The sequence below is a fragment of the Bacteroidota bacterium genome (assembly GCA_026391695.1).
In the GTDB taxonomy this organism is placed as follows: domain Bacteria; phylum Bacteroidota; class Bacteroidia; order Bacteroidales; family JAGONC01; genus JAPLDP01.
Genome location: JAPLDP010000004.1, coordinates 1 through 6,418 on the forward strand (window position 1 = coordinate 1; position 6,418 = coordinate 6,418).

General features: G+C 36.1%; 4 protein-coding genes and 1 tRNA gene. 2 read left to right on the forward strand and 3 right to left on the reverse strand.

Features of this window, described 5'->3' with window-relative positions:
- Positions 1–270 precede the first annotated feature (270 nt).
- From NT175_00045 to NT175_00055, 3 genes are all read right to left on the reverse strand, one after another.
- Positions 271–1,296 (reverse strand): glycosyltransferase family 2 protein, encoded by a 1,026-nt coding sequence (locus NT175_00045; GenBank protein ID MCX6233105.1) that lies wholly within the window; start codon positions 1,294–1,296, stop codon positions 271–273.
- A 74-nt stretch (positions 1,297–1,370) separates the two neighbouring features.
- Positions 1,371–2,249, reverse strand: coding sequence for a lysophospholipid acyltransferase family protein (locus tag NT175_00050; protein ID MCX6233106.1), 879 nt, complete (start codon positions 2,247–2,249; stop codon positions 1,371–1,373).
- Between the two features lie 87 nt (positions 2,250–2,336).
- A complete protein-coding gene (locus tag NT175_00055; GenBank protein MCX6233107.1) occupies positions 2,337–3,806 on the reverse strand; it encodes a GWxTD domain-containing protein in 1,470 nt (489 codons plus the stop codon).
- A 187-nt stretch (positions 3,807–3,993) separates the two neighbouring features.
- Here NT175_00055 and NT175_00060 point away from each other — a divergent pair.
- Positions 3,994–4,082, forward strand: a tRNA-Ser gene (locus NT175_00060).
- Between the two features lie 1,673 nt (positions 4,083–5,755).
- On the forward strand, positions 5,756–6,418 hold a 663-nt coding region (locus NT175_00065; GenBank protein ID MCX6233108.1), incomplete at its 3' end, for a hypothetical protein.

Genomic DNA, 6,418 nt, shown 5'->3' on the forward strand with positions numbered 1-6,418 from the left:
AAATCGGCTGTCCGACTAATTTTATTTCTGTATCTTTACCCATGTTGCAGTTTTTGGTTCGCAAAACAAAACTACAACATTGAGGGGAAACCCGTTGGGAGTACCCTCTTTTGTATTAATTTAGTCGGTCAGTAGTGAAAAACTATAAATAAATCTACAGAGGTCACAAAGTGTATTTGAAGACGCAAGGAAATTTTTTAAATTCTTAGAGCCATTTAAAATAACTCAAAAACCTGATCACCCGGTTCAAAAGCTTTGAAAGAGAGAATATTATGTTGAGAATTTGTGTGATTTAAGCTGTGTGAATGTTTTCCGTTGCCTTATGAAATATTCAAGAACGATACTGCCCTGATAGATTTCCGAAACTTTTCCCTGATGAATGGCTTTTCTTTTCTGATGATAGAAACCAATATGGGAATAAACGGCATAATAAGCTCTGAACACTGCCCAAAAATCACTAAAACCTCCATCGAAAAGGAACTTCACGGCGGCGATCATATCCAGAAAAAACCTTAATCCGAGTACCGTGTTTAATCGTTTCCTAGGCAGGTTTTTATAGAGCATGATGATATTGTTCCTGATATTAAGGAATGTCTTGTGTGAGGATTTTTTCGGCAAGGTGCCGCCGCCGATATGATAGACTGTAGAATCAGGGCAGTACATTATTTTCAGGCCAGCATTTTTGGCACGCCAGCAGAAGTCAATCTCTTCCATGTGAGCAAAAAAGTCATTATCGAGTCCTCCAATCAATTGGTAATGAGTGGCCCTGACAAACATACAGGCTCCGGTTGCCCAGAATATTTCCGTTTCAATGTCATATTGCCCGAGATCGTTTTCTATAGCCTGAAAGACTCTTCCACGGCAAAAGGGATATCCATACCTGTCGATAAATCCGCCGGCGGCGCCGGCATATTCGAATTTATACCGTTCATGAAAGGAGCGTATTTTTGGTTGACAGGCAGCTATTGTTTTATCGCCTTCCATGAGGTTTATAACAGGCTTAATCCAACCAGGGATAACCTCTATATCAGAATTCAGCAGTACATAATAATCTGTGTCGATTTGACTAAGCGAATCATTGTAGCCTTTTGCGAAGCCTCCGTTGGAGTTGTTGCGGATGATACGGATGTCAGGATAGTGGCTTGCAAGGAACTCAACGGAGCCGTCACTGGAGGCATTGTCGGCCACAATGACTTCAGCATCCTCCTTGCTATTTAGGATCACAGAAGGCAAGAATTGCTCAAGAAACTTCAGTCCATTCCAGTTTAATATGACTACTGCGGTCTTAGGCAAAATATTAATTTAGTTGGCTAAGATAGTGAAAAAAAACTATCCTTTTTGACGAAATTGACTCAATAATTATGAGATTGTCAGCTTTTTTTATACTTCCAGCGGCGGTGTGACCAGAGCCAGTTGTCGGGATGACTGATGATGGCCTGTTCCAATTTGCGAATATATTTTTCAGTAATTTCAAAATCGGCCATTTCTTTTGGTTTATCTGTTATCAGGCTGAGGGTTGCTTCATAATGCCCTCTTCTGACTCTTTGTATATCAATATAGACTACCGCAATGTCCAACGTTTTCGCAATTTTTTCTGTACCCAGGAAGAAAGCAGTTTCCTGGTTCAAAAATTTCGACCAGTAGTTGATTTCATCTTTGTGTGGGGTCTGATCGGCAGCTATAAGTGTCAGGGTCAATACATCCCTGTATTTCACGAGAGTCCGGTATGTCTGTTTAAAGTGCACGACATGTCCATTCGTAAGGTGTCTTTCCCTCAGCCAGGTCATGTATTTATCGAAGTGTTTATCTGATAATGGTTTTACTATTGCCAATCCTTTGTAGTGTTGTTTTGATACAAGATACATTGCCGGTCCCAACCATTCCCAATTGCCACAATGCGCGAGTGTACCAATGACACTTTTATTTTTTTTAGCCAGTTCGTCAAGAAGTTCCAAATTATTGAATGAATAATGATTAAGTATTTGTCTTTCACTCATGTGCCTGACTTTAATAACCTCAAGAATGATATCTGACAGATTTCTGTAATACTTCCTGGTGATCACTCTGCGTTCTTTGTCTCCCATAAGGGGAAATGAGTTCCTGATATTCTCATCGACAATTTTTTTCCTGTAACCCCATATATAATAAAGTAAAAAATATATTACATCTGATAACATGTACAAAATTCTAAATGGCAGGAGGGAAATAAACCATGCCTTTACAATGAATATGAAATAAATTATTGACATTCCTAAGGTGTTATCTGAATGCAAAAATACACCTAAATATGAATTTGAAATGATAAAGAGAAAAAGTAAATAGCAGGAATTTACAGTTTATCTAGGAATATCGTAATAGTCTTGTACCTTGCTGCCCCAATGATTTTCCATTTCATTCTGGTCAACGCTTCCGGGTGCGTTTCCACGTTCATGGATAACAAACTGCCATTGAAAATTCTGTACCTCTCCAATGGCATCAGAGTGTATGAGCTCGAAATCATTTGTCGCCAGTTCACGTGAATAAAATACAAATTTTTTATTCCGCTGATTTTTCATTTGGTAATAATGCCAAATCTCATAGGGATAAGCATTAGGTTCATAATAACTTTCAGCAATGGAATTAGGCGGACCATATTTCAGGTACACCCGACCACGGTCAGTATCATATCCCTTGCGGTTTATTGTACCAAAAGAGGAATTAGCTTTTTTAACTTCCTCATTATAGTTTGTCCAGGCACCTTCAGGATTAACGTTATCACGGGTCAGCCAAAAATTCAGAAAAAACTGCTGCATTTCATGAAGGTCACCGGTTTTGATCAGCTTCGAGGCTAAGGACTGTTCCATTTGGGAAGAGACAGGAAAGAGATAGCGCATATATTCTCTGAGGGTGTCTTTATCAGTGTACTTAATAACGAAGCTGTTTGAAATATCAACAGATGCAATATCATTTAATGACAGTTGAACATTAGGATTGTTTCGCTGAAAAAATAATTCATTGGATGCCAACAAATTATTATTCTTATCCCGGACTTCAATGACCAGGTTATAATTCCCTGTCGGCAGGTTTGAGATATTGAATTCACTGAAAAGAACGTTGACCGGTTTGGTAATTTCTTTTTTATACTGAGCAAAATTTGTTAATATCATTCCGGTTTCGAAAGATTCAATATGGTAATTAATAAGGAATTTTTCTTCTTTGCCAAGAATTTTTTCAGAGTTGTAAATCTCTGCATAAAATGTCAGTTTATTTAATTCACTTGGAAAGTAATTACTTACAAATGGTATCAGATCAAATCCACTTTTGGAAAGAATATTGGGTGTTGAAGTATTTGAAAATGATTCAATAAGCTCGATCCCGGAAATATTGACCTTATTATCAGGATATGCTATAGTGATAATCTTGGTGATCACAAATGGCAGAATATCACGGTTTTTATCTGCTATCAGCATATCGAATTCATAATCACCATTTGGCAGGCTAAATCGCTGCTGGTCAATGAAGTTAAAGGAGATATCAGAAGTATCGTCGATTTCAGGACTCAGCAATTCATACTTTTTAAAATCTTTGATGACATCTGCCTGTTTGAACATCATGGTGATTTCGACAGAGCCTTGAAATTTGCCATTTTCATTCTTAATGAAAATAACACTCTTACCAACAACAGAAATATATGTTTCAATAAAAGGGCCATCCTGGGTGGAATAGAACGTCGAGTAAAAGAGATATGCCTGGAAATTGGATGCAGACAGGCTGCTGAAGAGAATTGTAAGAATGAAGGTTATGATAATAGTGGTGATTTTTTTCATAACTGAATTTTTTTTTGGATATTAAAAGACAAAATTATCCTAAATTGATACCGATGTCAAGCAGCAATCAGTTTTCGGTAAAGCGGTAACAGTTGGCGGTGCATTTAGATGGTGATAGTCCTATTATTCATAAACGGCGGAAATGGGATAATTATTTTTGTATTACAAAATGATATAATTTTGCAGTGGAGAAATGGCAGAGCGGTCGAATGCGGCGGTCTTGAAAACCGTTGACCCGCCTCCGCGGGTCCGGGGGTTCGAATCCCTCTTTCTCCGCTGTAAGGATGCATCATTGTAAATGACTTGCATCCTTTTTTATTAATGAGACTCAAATTTTACAAACAAAGTGCAGTAAAATTTGTAAGTCGAATTATCCCGACTGCGAAGTAAGTCGGGATCGGTTAATGGTTACCACAGCTAGCCACAGAATTCATGTCCAGGACTTGCATTGGTACTCATATTGGTGATTATCAATCTTGTCTCAATAATCTATAAATAGACTTCCACATAAATTTTATTTTTAATCAGACACGTATTAAATATAAATATAATATTTTTTAAATTAAAATTATAATCATTTGGCTTATAAAAACTTTTAATTTTTTCACCAGAATAGAAAAATTATTAATAATGTGAAATAAATTATATAAAATTATATCGTATGATTTCTAATAGTATACCAATTGGTTAGTATAATACAAAAATTTATAATAATTAATGTCAATTTTAATAATATATTAAGAGAAAAATACTAAAAAAATATTTAGTGAAATATTTGACACAATATACGCTTCGTCTACCTACAAAATAACCATTATATTTAATGGAAATTGTTAAATATAAGGATTGTTTGAGTGACCTCTGAATTAGAATTTTATTTGTGGGAATTAATTACTTGAATACAAGGTTGATTGACGTTTATACATTGAATAATAATACTGGTATAATTGTTGACTATAAGGCAGAGATAAAATTGTAATAAAGAAAGTATAAAGACATTAACATGGTAAAAGTTGATGTTCAGGAAAGGGTAAAATCCAATGAACTTGACTGACAAAAAACGATAATAAGAAAATAAACTAATAATATTTGAAAAAAAACGATTACTTTTCATAAAAATCCTGATTAATAGTTCCTCGAATTCAAGACAATTATTTAAATGGTTTAATACATTTATATAAAAATGTTGGTTTTGTAACTTTTTTTTAATTAATATGTACAAGAATTAAAATTAATATTTAGCTTTAAATTGAAATCATTAAATAATTAAAATAAAGAAGATTAAATAGAACAAAATTAAAATCGGAATTACCCTTTCCTGAACTAAAAGTGCATATTCTTTTTTCTATTAAATGCTTAATTACCCTTTCCGCAGTGTGTGAAGAATATGTGCACTAAAATCTTTTCTTTTATAGTATAGTTGTTGAATAGTTGATGAGGTTGCTTTCAGAGTATTAGTGTCGATTGACCTGAAAGAATAATCATCTTTGAAATAACACCATGGCAATTGAAGTGATTCTATAATGAAAATATAATAGAATCTTTAATATAATTCAGCTATTAAACTAAAAACTGAGACGACAAAACTGAAAGTTGCATGAGAAATTATTCACTTTGACATAAAAGATTTTTTAATTGTATTATTCACAAAGTGGGCTGAGGCTTGAGATCTAAGACGAATCTATGTGAAAATCATTGTGTTAATGGGTTTATAAATTAAACAAGACTATCGATAAATTTGTACACCCAATAACCCCATCAATATTTTCCTTCGCCTTTCATCCTTTCTGAAGCCAAATGATATTTTTCAGTGATTCAGGCAATTGATTTTCAATTCTTTAATTGCTGAAAATGAATTTATGAGGTACTGTATCATAACGCTCGTTATCGGAGTGGTTTTATGTTTATTAATTTTTCCCCTGGACTTGTCAGGTGAAAATTTAAACAGCATGAAACCACCAGTTCATTCTGGGCGTACTAACGACAGGTATAGTAATAGAAATATATCGGTCAGAAACGATGAGTTGAATTCTCACAATTCCATTTATCCCTTACCAGACTGTGGTATTACTTTAGGCCCTAATCCTACCGTTTGCAGCGGAACCACTATAGCCGATCTACCCTATAGCGCGCCAATAGGCAACCCAGATCATTACAGCATTACCTGGGACGCAACAGCTCTAGGTCAGGGATTTACCAATGTGTGGAATGCTGACCTTGGACCAAGTCCTATTGTGCTTTCCGTTCCTGCTGGTGCAACACCTGGAACGTATAATGGAACGCTCATCGTAAGCACCCCTGCCAGTTGCGTTAGCGACCCCCCTTATCCAATCTCGGTAACAATCAATCCAACCCCCTCCATTACTGATATGACGGCTGCTGTTTGTAGTGGTGCGACCTTTACGGTAACTCCTGTTAATGTTACCAACGGAATAGTCCCGGCAGGCACGACCTACAGCTGGCCTGCACCGACAGTGACCGGAGGGATGACAGGCGGATCTGCAGGCAGCGGTGCATCAAATATCAGTGGAACGCTTACCAATCCGACCAATACAGCACAGACGGCAACCTATACTGTAACACCTACTTCAGGGACTTGCGTGGGAGCAACC

Excerpts from the sequence above, each read along its gene's own strand:
- NT175_00055 (MCX6233107.1), bottom strand. The coding sequence starts at position 3,806 with ATGAAAAAAATCACCACTATTATCATAACCTTCATTCTTACAATTCTC.
- NT175_00050 (MCX6233106.1), bottom strand. The coding sequence starts at position 2,249 with ATGTCAATAATTTATTTCATATTCATTGTAAAGGCATGGTTTATTTCC.